16 protein-coding genes are annotated in these 15586 nt (G+C 33.3%); 8 read left to right on the plus strand and 8 right to left on the minus strand.

Going from position 1 to position 15586, the window contains the following annotated elements; all coding sequences use genetic code 11:
* Positions 1–38: 38 nt before the first annotated feature.
* The 3 genes from hutU to AC4FQ3_RS19840 all read right to left on the minus strand — a co-directional run bounded on the left by hutU (position 39) and on the right by AC4FQ3_RS19840 (position 3814).
* Entirely contained in the window at positions 39–2015 is a 1977-nt protein-coding gene (gene hutU / locus AC4FQ3_RS19830; RefSeq protein WP_491183014.1) for a urocanate hydratase, read from the minus strand.
* Between the two features lie 501 nt (positions 2016–2516).
* Positions 2517–3491 carry a 2-hydroxyacid dehydrogenase gene (locus AC4FQ3_RS19835; RefSeq protein ID WP_491183015.1) on the minus strand — a complete coding sequence of 325 codons (975 nt, stop codon included), beginning with the start codon at positions 3489–3491 and terminating at the stop codon, positions 2517–2519.
* A gap of 140 nt (positions 3492–3631) precedes the next feature.
* On the minus strand, positions 3632–3814 hold the full coding sequence (locus tag AC4FQ3_RS19840; RefSeq protein WP_491183016.1) for a C1orf53 family protein: 183 nt from the start codon (positions 3812–3814) through the stop codon (positions 3632–3634).
* Positions 3815–3928: 114 nt separating this feature from the next.
* Here AC4FQ3_RS19840 and AC4FQ3_RS19845 point away from each other — a divergent pair, with 114 nt between their 5' ends.
* From AC4FQ3_RS19845 to hemL, 4 genes are all read left to right on the plus strand, one after another.
* The gene (locus AC4FQ3_RS19845) at positions 3929–4264 is read left to right on the plus strand and encodes a hypothetical protein (RefSeq protein ID WP_491183017.1); all 336 of its coding nucleotides are present in this window, start codon (positions 3929–3931) and stop codon (positions 4262–4264) included.
* A 7-nt stretch (positions 4265–4271) separates the two neighbouring features.
* Complete coding sequence (locus tag AC4FQ3_RS19850; protein ID WP_491183018.1) at positions 4272–5168, plus strand: 1-aminocyclopropane-1-carboxylate deaminase/D-cysteine desulfhydrase; 897 nt, start codon at positions 4272–4274, stop codon at positions 5166–5168.
* Complete coding sequence (locus AC4FQ3_RS19855; RefSeq protein ID WP_491183019.1) at positions 5161–6066, plus strand: glucosaminidase domain-containing protein; 906 nt, start codon at positions 5161–5163, stop codon at positions 6064–6066. Before AC4FQ3_RS19850 ends, AC4FQ3_RS19855 begins: the two co-directional genes overlap by 8 nt.
* A 97-nt stretch (positions 6067–6163) precedes the next feature.
* A complete protein-coding gene (gene hemL / locus AC4FQ3_RS19860; protein WP_491183020.1) occupies positions 6164–7450 on the plus strand; it encodes a glutamate-1-semialdehyde 2,1-aminomutase in 1287 nt (428 codons plus the stop codon).
* Positions 7451–7496: 46 nt separating this feature from the next.
* On the opposite strand, the gene AC4FQ3_RS19865 is transcribed toward hemL, so the two are convergent.
* Both AC4FQ3_RS19865 and AC4FQ3_RS19870 read right to left on the minus strand, forming a co-directional pair.
* A complete protein-coding gene (locus AC4FQ3_RS19865; RefSeq protein ID WP_491183021.1) occupies positions 7497–8228 on the minus strand; it encodes a DUF4890 domain-containing protein in 732 nt (243 codons plus the stop codon).
* A 161-nt stretch (positions 8229–8389) separates the two neighbouring features.
* Positions 8390–8815, minus strand: coding sequence for a DUF4890 domain-containing protein (locus AC4FQ3_RS19870; protein ID WP_491183022.1), 426 nt, complete (start codon positions 8813–8815; stop codon positions 8390–8392).
* Positions 8816–9039: 224 nt separating this feature from the next.
* On the opposite strand from AC4FQ3_RS19870, the gene AC4FQ3_RS19875 reads away from it, so the two are divergent.
* The 3 genes from AC4FQ3_RS19875 to AC4FQ3_RS19885 all read left to right on the plus strand — a co-directional run bounded on the left by AC4FQ3_RS19875 (position 9040) and on the right by AC4FQ3_RS19885 (position 11767).
* Positions 9040–9963 (plus strand): DUF4274 domain-containing protein, encoded by a 924-nt coding sequence (locus tag AC4FQ3_RS19875; RefSeq protein ID WP_491183023.1) that lies wholly within the window; start codon positions 9040–9042, stop codon positions 9961–9963.
* Positions 9964–10106: 143 nt separating this feature from the next.
* On the plus strand, positions 10107–11111 hold the full coding sequence (locus AC4FQ3_RS19880) for a 2-hydroxyacid dehydrogenase (protein WP_463462051.1): 1005 nt from the start codon (positions 10107–10109) through the stop codon (positions 11109–11111).
* A 56-nt stretch (positions 11112–11167) separates the two neighbouring features.
* Positions 11168–11767: a hypothetical protein gene (locus AC4FQ3_RS19885; protein WP_491183024.1), complete on the plus strand. Its 600-nt coding sequence runs from the start codon at positions 11168–11170 to the stop codon at positions 11765–11767.
* Between the two features lie 290 nt (positions 11768–12057).
* Here the strand turns inward: AC4FQ3_RS19885 and AC4FQ3_RS19890 are convergent, their stop codons facing one another.
* The 3 genes from AC4FQ3_RS19890 to lysS form a co-directional block, all read right to left on the minus strand.
* Complete coding sequence (locus AC4FQ3_RS19890) at positions 12058–12360, minus strand: type II toxin-antitoxin system RelE/ParE family toxin (RefSeq protein ID WP_491183025.1); 303 nt, start codon at positions 12358–12360, stop codon at positions 12058–12060.
* Positions 12345–12578 carry a hypothetical protein gene (locus AC4FQ3_RS19895; protein WP_302094902.1) on the minus strand — a complete coding sequence of 78 codons (234 nt, stop codon included), beginning with the start codon at positions 12576–12578 and terminating at the stop codon, positions 12345–12347. Before AC4FQ3_RS19895 ends, AC4FQ3_RS19890 begins: the two co-directional genes overlap by 16 nt.
* A 101-nt stretch (positions 12579–12679) precedes the next feature.
* Positions 12680–14383, minus strand: a complete 1704-nt coding sequence (gene lysS, locus AC4FQ3_RS19900; RefSeq protein WP_073397260.1) for a lysine--tRNA ligase — start codon at positions 14381–14383, stop codon at positions 12680–12682.
* 436 nt (positions 14384–14819) lie between these two features.
* Here lysS and AC4FQ3_RS19905 point away from each other — a divergent pair, with 436 nt between their 5' ends.
* Positions 14820–15545, plus strand: coding sequence for a hypothetical protein (locus AC4FQ3_RS19905; RefSeq protein WP_491183026.1), 726 nt, complete (start codon positions 14820–14822; stop codon positions 15543–15545).
* The last annotated feature ends 41 nt before the right edge of the window (positions 15546–15586 follow it).

Below are 15586 nucleotides of genomic sequence, written 5' to 3' on the forward strand. Positions count from 1 at the left end.
AAATTTATTTGTTCTCAATTTAAGCAAATAACTTCAATCTAAAATAAACTTTCGTCGACTATATTAGGCAAAGTTACTTTTAATAAAGGCTGAACTTCCATAGCTCTTTTTATGGCAAAAATAGCTTCGTCATTTCTTGCCCAGCTTCGTCTTGAAATTCCGTTGTTAACATCCCAGAAAAGCATTGATGCTAAACGTTTTGAAGCCTCTTTAGAACCATCAAGAACCATACCAAATCCGCCGTTTATAACCTCTCCCCAGCCAACACCTCCACCATTGTGAATCGATACCCAGGTTGCGCCTCTAAAGCTGTCGCCAATTACATTTTGAATCGCCATATCGGCCGTAAAACGAGAACCGTCATAAATGTTAGAAGTCTCTCTGTAAGGAGAATCCGTTCCGGAAACGTCATGATGATCACGGCCTAAAACAACAGTTCCAATTTCGCCTTTTGCAATTGCCTGATTAAAAGCTTCGGCAATTTTAATTCGGCCTTCGGCATCAGCATACAGAATTCTGGCTTGAGAACCCACAACCAATTTATTTTCCTGAGCGCCTTTGATCCATTTAATATTATCCTGCATTTGCTGCTGAATTTCATTTGGAGAAGTTTTCGCCAGTTCTTCTAAAACCTGACTTGCAATAGTATCTGTTTTTTGTAAATCTTCCGGTTTTCCAGAGGTACAAACCCATCTGAAAGGTCCAAAACCATAATCAAAACACATTGGTCCCATAATATCCTGCACATAACTCGGATATTTAAAATCGATATTATTTTCAGCCATTACATCTGCACCGGCGCGCGAAGCTTCTAGTAAAAAAGCATTTCCATAATCGAAAAAGTACGTTCCTTTTGCAGTATGTTTATTTATTGCTTTCGCTTGACGACGTAACGATTCCTGAACTTTTTCTTTGAATAAATCAGGATTATTAGCCATCATGTCATTGGCTTCTTCAAAAGAAATCCCAACAGGATAATAACCGCCAGCCCAAGGATTATGTAATGAAGTTTGATCTGAACCCAAATCAATTTTGATATTTTCTTTATCGAAACATTCCCAAACATCAACCACATTTCCTAAATAAGCAATCGAAACCACTTCTTTATTGGCTTTTGCCGAATTTACACGCTGAACCAATTCTTCTGTCGAAGTTACAATTTCGTTAATCCAGCCTTGTTCGTGACGAATTTTGGTAATCTTCGGATTTACTTCGGCGCAGACCGTAATACAACCTGCAATATTTCCGGCTTTTGGCTGCGCGCCAGACATTCCGCCAAGACCTGAAGTCACAAAAAGATTTCCTTCAGGATTTAATTTTATTTTTCTGAAACCATTCAAAACTGTAATCGTCGTTCCGTGTACAATTCCCTGTGGGCCAATATACATATAACTTCCTGCGGTCATTTGTCCGTATTGAGAAACGCCAAGCGCATTCATTTTTTCCCAATCGTCCGGTTTTGAGTAATTCGGGATAACCATTCCGTTGGTAACCACAACTCTTGGCGCTTCAGCATGTGAAGGAAATAATCCCATCGGATGACCTGAATACATCGTTAAAGTCTGCTCATCTGTCATTTCAGACAAATACTGCATGGTTAATAAATATTGCGCCCAGTTCTGAAAAACAGCTCCGTTTCCGCCATACGTAATCAATTCATGCGGATGCTGCGCCACAGCATAATCCAGATTGTTCTGAATCATGTGCATGATCGCTTTTGCCTGCAATGATTTTCCAGGATATTCGTCAATTGGTCTCGCATACATTCTGTAATCCGGGCGCAAACGATACATATAAATACGTCCGTATTTTTCTAGTTCTTCTGAAAACTCCTGAATTAATTCAGCGTGATGTTTGGCTTCAAAATAACGTAATGCATTTTTTAGAGCCAGTTTTTTTTCTTCTGCCGAAAGAATTTCTTTTCGTTTTGGCGCATGATTAATTGCTAAATCGTATTGTTTTTTTGGAGGTAATATCGTTGGAATTCCCTGTTGTATTTCTTCTTTGAAAGTCATTTTTTTAAAGGTGCTAAGTTGCTAAGATTCTAAGTTACTAAGATATTTTAGTTAGATTAACAACAGATTAATTTGTTTTTTTATTATGTCGCTCCGCTGGACTAAAGTTTTAGATTGTTGATTTTAGATTTTTGCAAAACGTAAGATTCAACATCGAAAATTATTGTATGTTTAATTATGACGCCCCGCTGGGGCTAAAATTCTGAATGCTAATTGTATTTCTATAAATATTTCACTCCTCTGGAGTTAGCCTTGGAAAGGCGTTATATTTATAGAAAACAATATGCGTCAATTAATAAAGCTCCATTGGAGCGAAATATCTATCAATATTCAACCTGAAAATAATTATCTAATCATCAAATTGACACATTTTCTAATTAAAAACTAGGGATAACGAATATCCGACCTATGATAGGATTTGTAGATCCTAATCCTAAATTTTCTTGAGCGAATATCCATATGTAATTTTAGGTTTTAGATTGATGATTTTAGATTTTCGAATTAAAAATAAACTTCTTCATTAACACAAAATGGCATTTTTTTATTTTCAAAAAGCGCTATTATATTTTGTGCGGCGCAAACTGCCATTGCATTTCTGGCTTCGTATGTTGCGGAGCCAATATGTGGCAAAATACAACAATTTGGCAATGATAATAACGGATTGTCTTTTTTCATGGGTTCCGGATTAGTAACGTCAAGTCCCGCGCCCCAGATTATATTATTGGTCAGGGCATGAAATAAATCGTCTTCATTATGGAATTTTCCCCTTGCTGTATTGATGAAAATAGAACTAGGTTTCATTTTTGCAAAAGTACTTTTATTAAAAAGTTCGTTATTTTCTTCTGTATAATTAGAATGAACGCTCAAAACATCACTTTTTGCGAGTAAAGTTTCAAAATCTACCAACTCCGCATTAAGTTCATTTTCGGCATTTTCATTATGAGAACGATTGTGGTAAATGATATTCATTCCGAAAGCGGCTTTACATTTTTGGACCATTTCAAAACCAATTCTGCCCAAACCGAATATCCCGAGTGTTTTGCCGTAGAGTTCTTGTCCTAAATTTTCTAATGCATTAAAACTTCCCCATTCTCCGTTTATAATTTTTTTGTGATTATAAAATGACTTTCTGGCAACGCTTTGCATCAATAAAAAAGCAATATCCGAAGTTGCTCTGCTTAAAACATCAGGCGTGTTTCCCACAGGTATTTTTCGACTATTTGCCGATGGAATATCAACAGCATCAAAGCCAACAGAAAATAAAGCGATACCTTTTAAATTAGGGCATTGCTGAAAAAAATCTTCATCAAAATTATTGGTTCCAACATTAAGAAGCGCATCATTTTCCTGACAGATTTTGATGAATTCATCTCTTGATAATACATTCTCAGTTGGATTTATGGTAAGATTGATGCCTTTTTCCCGAAGTAATACAATGCCGGCCTCTGGTATATTTTTATTTATAAAAACGTTCATTTTTGTTTAGATTTTTAGATGTTAGATAGTTAGACTTCTTAGATTTTTTTGAAGTTGAAAATCATATCTATTTTTAATGAGGTTAGTTTAATTTAAAATTCTCTTTCAATAATTATCTAATTATCAAATTGGCACATTATTTAATTCGTTTTCCTGATTTGTCCTGTTTTTTTGTCAAATCCGTACGGACAATGACGACAGCCACTTTTACAGCAATAACCGCGTTTTAAATGGTGTTTTTCGGTAAAGCATTTATAACCTTCGGGCGTATAGTAAAAATCTTCGCCTTCGATTAATTTATTTTCATTACTTTGCTCTTTCATAAATCTGCTTTCGGTCGTATTTTTATTTCTTTAAAAATCAAAAATAAATAATTGATTATGATTTTAATGAAATCTCATAATTTTATATCCACAAATTTATAAACTTTACAGCTAATGTTTCTGATTGTTGCTAAATATTTAATTCCGAAAGGATATCGCGGAATGGCTGTGTTTCCGTTTGTATTGATGAAATATGATTTGGATAAAGCGAATATGATTTTTGTGAACCATGAAAAGATTCATTTGAAACAACAAAAAGAAATGCTGATTTTGCCTTTTTTTATCTGGTATTTCCTGGAATATTTATTCCGTTTAATTCAGTATAAAAACAAGGATTTGGCTTATCGAAATATTAGTTTTGAAAGAGAAGCTTACGCAAAAGAAACCGATTTAGACTATTTGAAAAACCGATCTTTTTTTCAGTTTCTAAAATACATCAAATTAAAATAAAACAATTTTGAACCAGAATATCAATATCAATTTTCCTAATGATATTTCTTTGACAATAAAGCGCGAAGACTTAAATCATCCGTTTATTTCAGGGAATAAATTAAGAAAATTAAAATACAATTTACTTCAGGCGAAAGCCGAAAACAAAACCACTTTACTAACTTTTGGCGGTGCTTTTTCGAATCATATCGCTGCGGTTGCTTATGCGGGAAAAGAGCAGGGTATTAAAACTATTGGAGTTATTCGCGGTGATGAACTTTTTGATAAAATTGAAGAAAACCCGACCCTAAAATTTGCTCAGGAAAACGGAATGGAATTTGAGTTTGTTTCGAGAGAAGATTATCGTTTTAAAAGTGAAATTCCTTTTATAGAAAAATTAAAAGAGAAGTTTGGTGATTTTTATTTAGTACCAGAAGGCGGTACAAATGAACTTGCTGTAAAAGGCTGTGAAGAGATTTTAACAGATGAAGATGCGGTTTTTAATTACGTTTGCTGCGCTGTTGGAACAGGCGGAACTATTTCGGGACTAATAAATAGTGCATTGCCAAATCAGAAAATTTTAGGGTTTCCGGCGTTAAAAGGTGACTTTTTAATCGATGAAATTCGTATTTTTGCACAAAAAGATAACTGGGAATTAATTTCTGACTATCATTTTGGAGGTTATGGCAAGATAAATTTAGAATTAATTGAATTTATTAATGCTTTTTTTGACGAAAATAAAGTGCCCTTAGATCCAATTTATACAGGAAAGATGTTTTTTGGCGTTATAGATTTAATCTCTAAAAAATATTTTCCTCCGCATTCAAAAATTTTACTCATTCACACAGGCGGATTGCAGGGAATTGAAGGAATGAATTTAAAATTGAAGCAGAAGAAATTACCAATACTCAAAACGAATGTTTAAAAAAATTATAATACTCTTTATAATAGCAGCTTTGGCAAGTTGTTCTTCGAGTAAACAGGCGATTGCAACAACTAAAAAAGCAGCGTCAGTGCAGAAACCGAGGGTGGCGACTACTAAAAAAACGACCGATTCAAGACCAACTGTAAAAAAATATCCAACTACAAATAATACAACTGAGGTTATTCAGTCTACTTCAAAAACAGTTGTAACCAGCAATGTAATTACCGATTATGTTTTGCAATACAAAGATATTGCAATGGGAAATATGCAGAAATATGGCATTCCGGCAAGTATTATCCTGGCGCAGGGGATTTTAGAATCGGGAGCCGGGAAAGGCGATTTAGCAATGGAAGCCAATAATCATTTCGGAATAAAATGCCATAAAGACTGGCTGGGAGAAAGTGTTCGGCATGATGATGATTCCTCTCAGGAATGTTTCAGGAAATATACAGAAGCTTCAGAATCTTATAAAGACCACGCCTTATTTTTGGTTGGAAAAAACAGATATGCAACTTTATTTACTTACGAAAAAGACGATTATAAAGCCTGGGCAAAAGGCTTAAGAGCTGCAGGTTATGCCACAGATCCTAATTATCCGGATAAATTAATAAGTTATATCGAGCGTTATAATCTGCATCAATACGATTGTCAGGTAACGGGAAAAAATTACAAACCTTTTGATAAATCAGTTGCGAGTTCAACTTCAACTAAAACGAGTTCAGGATCAACCAAAAATTCTAATTCAAATTCAGACGATCCCAATTTATACGAAGTGCAACAAGGAGATACATTATATTCGATTTCAAAAAAATTCAATTTATTGGTTGATGATTTGAAGAGAAAAAATAATCTTTCAGACAACGCACTTTCAATTGGACAGAAGTTGAAAGTGAAATAAATTATATAAAATCAAAAAATACAAATAGATATTGGATTAGTCTGCTTCAAAAATCTAAGAAGTCTAACGATCTAAAATCTAAAAATCTAAAATAAAAATGATCTATAAAAGAAGTAGTCAGCTTTTTGCTGAAGCAGAAAAAGTAATTCCGGGAGGAGTAAATTCACCAGTAAGAGCCTTTAAAGCAGTTGGAGGAACTCCTATTTTTGTAAAAAGTGCCAAAGGTGCTTATTTGTATGATGAAGACGGAAATAAATTAATAGATTATATCAACTCTTGGGGACCAATGGTTTTGGGTCATGCGTATCAGCCGGTTGTTGATGCTGTAATCGAAAAAGCAAAACTGGGAACTTCATTTGGAATGCCGACAGAATTAGAAACTCAAATCGCTGCTTTGGCTGTTTCTATGGTTCCGAATATTGATAAAATAAGATTTGTAAATTCAGGTACAGAAGCTTGTATGAGCGCGATTCGTTTGGCTCGCGGATTTACAAAAAGAGATAAAATCATCAAATTTGCAGGCTGTTATCACGGACATTCTGATTCATTTTTGATTCAGGCCGGAAGTGGAGCTGTAACTTTTGGATCACCAAATAGTCCGGGCGTTACAGAAGGAACTGCAAAAGATACTTTGTTGGCAAAATACAATGATTTAGAGAATGTAAAAACTTTAATCGAAGCCAATAAAAACGAAATTGCAGCTATTATAATTGAGCCGGTTGCCGGAAATATGGGCTGTATTCCACCTCAAAAAGGTTTCTTGCAGGGTTTAAGAGATTTGTGTACAGCAAACGGAATTTTATTAATTTTTGATGAGGTAATGACAGGTTTCCGTTTGGCTCGTGGCGGAGTTCAGGAATTGTATAATATCAATGCTGATATCGTTACTTTCGGAAAAGTGATTGGTGGAGGTTTGCCGGTTGGCGCTTTTGCTGCGCGCGAAGAAATCATGAATCATCTTGCACCACTTGGTCCGGTTTATCAGGCAGGAACATTGTCTGGAAATCCGTTGGCAATGGCTGCAGGATTGGCAATGCTGCAATCGTTAGATAATGACCGCACTATTTTTACCCGTTTAGAAGAAAAAACAGCTTATCTGGAAGCAGGAATCGATAAAGTATTAAAAGCAAATAATGTTATTTTTACGATTAATAGAGTAGGTTCTATGATTTCGGTACATTTTGATGCAAATCCGGTTGTTGATTTTCAAACGGCTGCAAAAGGAGACAATGAAACATTTAGGAAATTCTTCCACGGATTGTTAAACGAAGGTGTTTATATTGCACCATCAGCTTACGAAACCTGGTTTATAACAGATGCATTAACGTATGAAGATTTAGATTTTACGATAAATGCAATTGACAAAGTTTCAAAGACATTTTAATAAATCAAAAAAGAGGCTTTAAAAGCCTCTTTTTTTTTGATCTCACTTACATTTTATCTTTTCGGTGATCTTTCATTTTGTCTTTATGTTCTTTTTTAATTGCTTCCCATTTTTTGTATTGGTCGGCTGTTAAAATAGATTTCATTTTTGCATCAGTTGCTTTGTGATCTTCTTCCATTTGTTTTTTCATGGCTTTTCTTTCAGCATCAGTTGGTTTTGCATCAGAATCTTTTCGGCTCTTTTTCAGCATTTCCATTTTAGAGCTTCTTTCAGATAAAAGTTGACCAACTTGTTTTTGCTGATCTGCATTTAGGTTTAAATCTGTTGTCAATTTTTGCAAATGTGCCTGATCGCGTTCTTGTGGAGATTTCATATCTCTATGACCTTTATGATCTTTATGCTCTTTTTTCAAAGCCGTCCACTTTGTGTATTGATCAGCATTTAAAATAGATTTCATTTTAGCATCGTTAGCTGCTTTTTCAGTTTCCATTTGTTTTTTAAAAGCTTCTCTTTCTGCATCAGTAGGTTTTGTTTTACTGTCTTTTCTGGCAGCTTTAAACTTTTCTGCTTTGGCACTTCTTTCAGCCAACAATTGTTTTACCTGATCTTGTTGCTTTTTATCCAGACTCAATTCAGAAGTTAGTTTTTGTAAATGTTTCTCGTTACGTTGTTCCGGAGTTAAATTTTCTCTTTGATCACGTGTTGATTTCTGATTGATGTCTTGTGCAAAACTTACTACTCCAACGAATAATAAAGCCGCAATAAATAATTTTTTCATAATTCGTTTTTTTTAGATTATAGCATTTAGACTTCAAAGAGTTTGCTAAGTTTAATGCGATTGTCAGATTTATCTTTTATTTAACAAAAACTATTAATGAAAATATAAAGTTGATAAAGAAATAAAAAAGAGGCTTAATTGCCTCTTTTTATAAACTATAATTAGTTGTTTTCTTTTTTATATTCTCTCATTTTTTCTCTGGCTTTTTCTTTGTTTTTTTCTTGCAAAGCATGCCATTTTGTATACTGATCTGCAGTTAAAATAGATTTCATTTTAGTGTCGTTTGCTTCTTTTTCAGCTAGCATTTCTTTTTTAAAAGCTTCTTTTTCTTCAGCAGTTGGTTTTACATTACTGTCTTTTTTTGCCTGACGGGCCTCTTTAAATTTTTCGGCTTTAGCACTTCTTTCTGCCAGTAATTGTTTTACCTGAGTTTGTTGATTTGCATCTAAACTCAATTCAGAAGTTAATTTTTGTAATTGTTTTTCATTACGCTGTTCGGGTGTCATTTTTTCTCTTTTTTGGTCAGCGTCTTGTGCAAAACTTGCTACTCCAACGAATAACAAAGCTGCAATAAATAATTTTTTCATGATTTGTTTTTTTGAGGTTATAGTAATTAGACTTTATTCAATTGAATAGGTTTAATCTAATAATCAGAATTGTAGTTTTTAACAAAACGAAAAATGGATTAGCAATATTGTATTTTTATTTTTAATGGTTTTTTAAATCCGTTGAATCATGATGTTTTACAAGAATAGGTTTTTAAATTTGTTAATGCATTGACAATTTCAAAATAGAATTACCAGAATAAAATATGGAAGAATTATTTAATAAGAAAAATAAAAACCGTGTTCTTAAAGCCGTAAATGGCGAGATGTCTTATCAAAAATTAACTGCTGCCGAATTGCATCAATTTGTACAGCATTGGAATTATGATGACGGAATTGAACCTTTTGAGTGGATTATCAAACAAAAACATCTTGATAAAGGAACAGCACTTTGTTTGTATTGGATGCTGCAGCCGGATTATTTCTGTAAATTCAAAAACGAAGAGGAAATAAAAGAAGATACCAATTATGAGACTTATCAAATAGTAAAAGAAATTGAAGAAAGATATACTTCGGGATTTTATGAAGATAAAAATTTTTCTTTTGATCCTAAGAAAGAGTTTTTTGATGAAAATTCTAATGCTAAATGCATTCCTGAAGAAATGAAGGTAAAATCACCAGGAGCTGTTTTTGAACGACAAGATATTGAGTTTGCTTTTTTAAGAAAGCCTAGTGAAAAGGAATTAAAAACAATTAATACCAAGATCGCCGATGCTATAAAGATAATTCAGGTCTCAAATCCTGATTTTATTTATGATCACTCAGATGATGCTATTAACGCTATAATTGAAAGTGTTGAATATTGGAAAACGAAAGAATTGGGAAAGATAAAAATTAAAAACCTGTCTTATTTATGGATGCATTGTGTGCATAAAAAACATAATTGGGATTGGATTATTTGGGATTGGGAAACGGGAAATAATATTGGTGTTACAAATGCTACAAAAGAATTAACCTGTTTGGAAAATACTATCATAAATCATACGATAGATGGATTTCAGCAATCTTCGATAATTTCAGATTTATATAAAGATTTGGCAGTAGTAAATAATTTTTATGATTTAAAAAAAGATCCTTACAGCGGAATTGGTTTGCTTTTTAGTACAGACCATTTGAAATTTAGAGAATAAAAACTCATAGTATTAAGAAAAATTACAGTCGAAGGTAATGTCTATTTATACAAATTAATAAATGGATTTGAGATCAGAAAATTACTTCAAAATTAATTGCTTACCTTAGTAAGACCAGAAGTTAAAAACCAAAAACAAATCTTATGAATAACAAAATAGCATTCTTTTCAACCCAGCCTTACGATAAAGCGTTCTTTAATAAGTATAATACTGATTTTGGGTTTGAATTGGATTTTTATGAAACCCAGCTTAATCCCCAAACTGTTGTTTTAATTGAAAAAGCTGAAATTGTCTGCGTGTTTGTAAATGACATTGTAAATGAGGCAGTCATTAAGCAGCTGGCAGAAAAAAATGTGAAAATTATCGCCTTGCGTTGTGCCGGTTTTAACAATGTCGATTTAGAAGCGGCCAAAAAATACAATTTAAAAGTGTGTCGCGTTCCTGCATATTCACCTCAGGCAGTTGCAGAACATGCTATGGCTATGATTTTAACCTTAAACCGAAAAACGCACAAAGCCTATAACAGAGTTCGTGAACAAAACTTTTCCCTAAACGGCTTATTAGGTTTTGATCTATTCGGAAAAACAATTGGAATTATCGGAACGGGAAATATAGGAAAAGCTTTTGCTAAAATTTCTTCAGGTTTTGGATGCAAAGTTTTGGCTTATGATATTGTAACGAACGCCGAAATGGAAAAAGACGGAGTAAAATTTGTTTCTCTCGAAGAAATCTTCAAAACGAGTGATATTATTTCTTTGCATTGTCCATTAAATGAGCAGACTAAACATATAATCAATAAAAAATCTATTGATGAAATGAAAGACAGCGTTATGATTATCAATACCAGCCGCGGCGGATTAATTGAAACGGCCTGTGTTATTGAAGGTTTAAAAGAAGGTAAAATTGGTTATCTGGGAATCGATGTTTACGAACAGGAAGAAAAACTATTCTTTAGAGATCTTTCTGCAGATATTATTCAGGATGATGCGATTCAGCGTTTGATGAGTTTTCCCAATGTTTTGGTAACAGCTCACCAGGCGTTTTTTACCAACGAAGCTTTAACGCAGATTGCTTTGGTTACTTTTAATAATATAAAATCGTTATTGGCTGAAAATGATATTGAAAATAAGGCTGCATTGCTGGTTTGAAAAAACTAAATTGAATCAGACAACGTAAAGTTGAAAACTTTTTAAAATCTAAAATGATGAAAAAACAAATTCTAATAATAATCACAATTCTAACCCTATATTCCTGCCAGAATAAGGATAAAAAGGATTCAAACATCATTAAAACAATTGTTCAGGATACTTTATCCAAAACAGTTGCCGGAACTGCCGATTTAAGCGAAGCTCCGCCCAGAGATGATAAAGCAGTTGAAACGATTAGAAAACAGCTGTTGGTTTTACTGAAAAGTGATTTACCTGCAATCACAAAAGAAGACCGTTTTTTTTATTACGAGGCATTTGATTTAAACAATGATAAGAAAAATGAATATTTTGTTGGTTTCTCTAATCCTTATTTTTGCGGAAGTGGAGGTTGTTCAGGCTATATTTTGAATAATGACGGAAGTGTGATTAATTCGTTTACCGTAACCGATTTTCCAATTTTAGTAACGGCTTCTACATCGGATAGTTTTTATGATCTTATATTCGAAAGCAGAGGAACATTTCATCAAATGAAAATGAAAAATGGAAAATATCCTTCAAATCCTTCTGTTCAGAAAGTTTGGAAAGAAGATGTTTCTAAAGAAACTACAAAGGTTTTGGATATTCAGGGGAAGAAATTAGAGAAGTATTCGTTTTAGAAATTGAAGTTTTATTCTAAAATGATTTCTTATTTTTAGCTCCAGCGGAGCACCATATTTATAGTTGAAATAATGTTTTACAAATAAAGCTCCAGCGGAGCGATATCGGTTTTTATATTCATTACTGAGATTTCACCCCGATGGGGTTCTGTTGGATTATATATTTACATTTCTATAAATATATTGTCCCGCTGGGACTTGCGGTGTTGAAAATTAGTAATTAGAATTGTGCACATTAAATATAAAACCCGACAGGTTTTTAAAACCTGTCGGGTTATTCATGAAATTTTTTATTTTAAAATTAATTCTAACTTTTTAGGATTTTGACGATTATCCCAAAATGCCATTACAATTAATTCATTTGGAGTTGTTTTATAGAAAATATTATAATGCCCTAATGTTGATGTTCTAATATCAGAAAAACTTGTTTTAATATAAACTTCAGGATTATTAGCTAAAAATTTAACTCTTTGTGCAATCTCAATCACTAATTTTTTTGAATAAGTGGTAGATTTATTTCTTTTATTCCAGTAAATCAATATTTTTCTTCTTTGTAAAACTGCAGTTTTGGCCCAGATTATTTTGATAGCCATTCTAGATCTTCTTTGTCTAAATCTTCTTGAGAAATCGTTCTGCCATATTTTATATCTTCTTCACTTTCTTTTAGCATATCTATTTCATATTGTTCTAATTGATAAACTTTAGAAGTATCTGCATTTTTTAAGAGATTTCTAATCTTTTCAAGTAAACTTAAATCTTCAATATTTTTAAGTTTATCGAATATCTCTAATTTTATCTCTAAAGCTCCCATAATAGTATGTTTTAATGAATCAAAGTTATATAAATTAAATGAAAAACCCGGTAAGTTTTAAATCTACCGGGCTATTTTTATAATAAAATGGGACAAAAAATCTATTCCACCAACTCAACAAATTTAAACTCACCTTCAACAGCAACTTTAGTCAAACCGTGTTTAGATAAATTTTTCATAGACGCATCCCATTTTTTACCGCTTAAATTTGCAGTAATTTTTAATTGCTGAAGATCCATTTTATTTTCATTTCCTTTTAATAAATCTACGATAAATTTCTCTTCATCAGAAAGTTCAATCTGAGCTTGTTTTTTCTCTGGACGCATTTGTGGGAACAATAAAACTTCCTGAATCGATGCATTGTTTGTTAAGTACATAATCAAACGATCCATACCAATTCCCATTCCAGAAGTTGGAGGCATACCATATTCTAATGCTCTTAAGAAATCTTCATCGATAATTCCGTTTGCTTCATCATCACCTTTTTCAGAAAGACGCATTTGATCTTCAAAACGCTCACGCTGATCAATTGGGTCGTTCAATTCAGAATAAGCATTTGCAATTTCTTTACCGCAAACCATTAATTCAAAACGCTCCGTAAGCTCAGGATTATCGCGGTGTTCTTTACATAAAGGTGACATTTCTTTAGGGTAATCAGTAATAAAAGTTGGCTGAATATAATTTCCTTCGCATTTAGCTCCAAAAATTTCATCAATCAATTTTCCTTTCCCCATTGTTTTATCCACGTCGATTCCCATTCCTCTTGCAGCTTCAAACAATTCCTCTTCGTTTTTTCCTGAGATATCAAAACCGGTAAAATGTTTAATAGAATCTGTCATTGTAACACGAGCGTAAGGCGCTTTAAAGTTAATTTGGTGTTCACCAAAAGTAACTTCACTAGTTCCATTTACGGCAATCGCACAATGCTCAAGTAGACCTTCTGCAAATTCCATCATCCAGTTGTAGTCTTTGTAGGCTACATATATTTCCATAGCGGTAAATTCAGGATTATGCGTTCTGTCCATTCCTTCATTTCTAAAGTTTTTAGAGAACTCATAAACACCTTCAAAACCACCAACAATTAATCTTTTTAAATACAATTCGTTTGCAATACGCATGTAAAGCGGAATATCAAGCGAATTATGATGTGTGATAAACGGACGCGCAGCAGCTCCACCAGCAATTGGCTGTAAAACCGGAGTTTCAACCTCAAGATAACCGGCATCGTTAAAATAACCACGCATTGCACTAAACAACTTGGTACGTTTGATAAAGTTTTCTTTAACTTGTGGATTCACTGTTAAATCTACATAACGCATTCTGTAACGCAATTCAGGATCATTAAAAGCATCATGAACGTTTCCTTCTTCATCTACTTTTGGTAAAGGAAGCGGACGTAAAGTTTTACTTAAAAAAGTAAATCCGTCAACACGAACACATTGTGCACCTACTTTTGTAGTAAACAATTCACCTTCGATACCGATAAAGTCACCTAAATCAGTCAGTTTTTTAAATACAGTGTTATATAAAGTTTTATCATCACCTTCACACAAAACATCGCGGTTCACGTACAATTGTATACGTCCTTCGCTATCCTGCAATTCAGCAAAACAAGCTTTTCCCTGATCTCTCACGCTCATCAAACGACCCGCAACGATAACCTTCTTACCTTCTTCAAACGATTCCTTTATCTGCTTCGAAGTGTGATTTACAGGAAAAAGATTAGCCGGATAAGGATTGATTCCTAAGTTGCGCAAGTTTTGAAGTTTTTCTCTTCTGATGATTTCTTGTTCTGATAATGCCATTTTGTGCTCTTTTTTTAAGTGTGCAAAGATAAAGAAAAGAAAGTAGATTTCAGAATGCAGTTTTTAGATTTTTTGCAGCAGAAATTTATCGTATTTCAATCATCTTCAGTCCCGCTCCCGAAGCTTCGGGACACTTGTGTCTTTTTTGCAGAAAAAGCAAAAAAGGATACCGCTTCTATCGGGGCTAGATTAGAGGTTTTAGTTTTTAGGAGAGGTTTTTGCTGGAGTGTCTACGCAATCTTGTCATTCCGAGGAACGAGGAATCTTCACAAGTAGCTCCACAAACAAAATCGCCAATCTTTGCAGAGTTTCTTGCGAAGATTCCTCGTTCCTCGGAATGACAAAACAGTCAATTGAATATTATTTGATAAAAAGAAAAATCGAAAAGAAACCTCAGTATCTTAGCATCTCAGAACCTCAGAACCTTTCAAAAAAAATGAAATTCATAAAAGCCTTTGTAATTCTATTTCTGGTAACAAGTTGCCAGGTCACAGAAACCATCACAATTAATCCGGACGGGAGTGGAAATATTGAAGTAGTACAGCTTCGTGATGAAAATAGTTATATGCAATTAGCAGGCGAAAGTTATTCTCATGAAGAAGCTTTTAAAGATACAGCCTATGTTTTTAAAGAATATATTGAAAAATACAAAGAGAATTTTTTAAAGTATACACCCGAAGAGCAAAAGCTATTTCAAAAATATTCTAATGTAAAAGTGCATATTAAAGAAAGCTCTTTCGAAAAAGAATTTAAAAATGTTTTTTCGTTTGATTTTGGTAAAGTTTCGGAAATTCCGGATTTGTATAAAACAGAAAATTATGCAGGTGATATAAAGTATAATTATGCCTTAACTGCCGAAAGTCATTATTATAAGGTTGAGTATGCTTTTGATGGAAAAGTTTTTAAGCGCCTGGTTTCTATTACAGATCCGGTCGAACTTCAAAAAACAAAAGATGAATTTAAGAAAACGGGCTCTAAATATACTTCTTTAAAACTGACGCAAACTTATACGCTTCGCTATCATTTTCCGAAAAAAATAAAATCCGTTTCAAATGAAAAAGCCATTATTAGTCCGGATAAAAAAACTTTTACTGTCGAATTTCCACTTTTAGATTGTTTGCAAAATCCGGAAATGACAAGTTTGGAAGTGATTTTAGAATAAATTCAAATAATTATTAAAAGAAAGTATCTTCGCTGCTCACT

The sequence above is a fragment of the Flavobacterium sp. AK-345 genome (assembly GCF_058310175.1).

Coding starts and splice junctions, on each gene's coding strand:
- hutU (WP_491183014.1), bottom strand. CDS start 2,015: ATGACTTTCAAAGAAGAAATACAACAGGGAATTCCAACGATATTACCT.
- AC4FQ3_RS19835 (WP_491183015.1), bottom strand. CDS start 3,491: ATGAACGTTTTTATAAATAAAAATATACCAGAGGCCGGCATTGTATTA.
- AC4FQ3_RS19840 (WP_491183016.1), bottom strand. CDS start 3,814: ATGAAAGAGCAAAGTAATGAAAATAAATTAATCGAAGGCGAAGATTTT.
- AC4FQ3_RS19845 (WP_491183017.1), top strand. CDS start 3,929: ATGTTTCTGATTGTTGCTAAATATTTAATTCCGAAAGGATATCGCGGA.
- AC4FQ3_RS19855 (WP_491183019.1), top strand. CDS start 5,161: ATGTTTAAAAAAATTATAATACTCTTTATAATAGCAGCTTTGGCAAGT.
- hemL (WP_491183020.1), top strand. CDS start 6,164: ATGATCTATAAAAGAAGTAGTCAGCTTTTTGCTGAAGCAGAAAAAGTA.
- AC4FQ3_RS19865 (WP_491183021.1), bottom strand. CDS start 8,228: ATGAAAAAATTATTTATTGCGGCTTTATTATTCGTTGGAGTAGTAAGT.
- AC4FQ3_RS19870 (WP_491183022.1), bottom strand. CDS start 8,815: ATGAAAAAATTATTTATTGCAGCTTTGTTATTCGTTGGAGTAGCAAGT.
- AC4FQ3_RS19875 (WP_491183023.1), top strand. CDS start 9,040: ATGGAAGAATTATTTAATAAGAAAAATAAAAACCGTGTTCTTAAAGCC.
- AC4FQ3_RS19880 (WP_463462051.1), top strand. CDS start 10,107: ATGAATAACAAAATAGCATTCTTTTCAACCCAGCCTTACGATAAAGCG.
- AC4FQ3_RS19885 (WP_491183024.1), top strand. CDS start 11,168: ATGAAAAAACAAATTCTAATAATAATCACAATTCTAACCCTATATTCC.
- AC4FQ3_RS19890 (WP_491183025.1), bottom strand. CDS start 12,360: ATGGCTATCAAAATAATCTGGGCCAAAACTGCAGTTTTACAAAGAAGA.
- AC4FQ3_RS19895 (WP_302094902.1), bottom strand. CDS start 12,578: ATGGGAGCTTTAGAGATAAAATTAGAGATATTCGATAAACTTAAAAAT.
- lysS (WP_073397260.1), bottom strand. CDS start 14,383: ATGGCATTATCAGAACAAGAAATCATCAGAAGAGAAAAACTTCAAAAC.
- AC4FQ3_RS19905 (WP_491183026.1), top strand. CDS start 14,820: ATGAAATTCATAAAAGCCTTTGTAATTCTATTTCTGGTAACAAGTTGC.